Raw genomic sequence first — 257 nt, forward strand, 5'->3', positions numbered from 1 at the left:
AGCGGCGAGAGACAATCGTCCCTTCAATCACCGCGCGCCCATTCGATCGCGGCGCAGCCGGAAGGGCCGAACGCGCCGAAGCCTCGGAGGAGGCGAGCGCCGCGAGCGCCCGCACCGGATTCCACACGGTGAGAGAGCCCCCGGAGCGAGATTCAGACCTCGAGGAGCTATCCCACGGGCGCTGGCCTCGGCGCATCGGCATGACCTGTCCATCCGCAGACGCAGCGAACACGCGGTTGCGCTTGGCTTCGGCCGCT

At 69.3% G+C, this 257-nt stretch carries 1 pseudogene; it reads right to left on the reverse strand.

Features of this window, described 5'->3' with window-relative positions:
- Positions 1–232, reverse strand: a pseudogene (locus QP415_RS12195) (heat shock protein transcriptional repressor HspR); the annotation flags it as partial.
- Positions 233–257: the final 25 nt, after the last annotated feature.

It is taken from the genome of Pauljensenia sp. UMB3104 (assembly GCF_030217285.1).
Lineage (GTDB): Bacteria > Actinomycetota > Actinomycetes > Actinomycetales > Actinomycetaceae > Pauljensenia.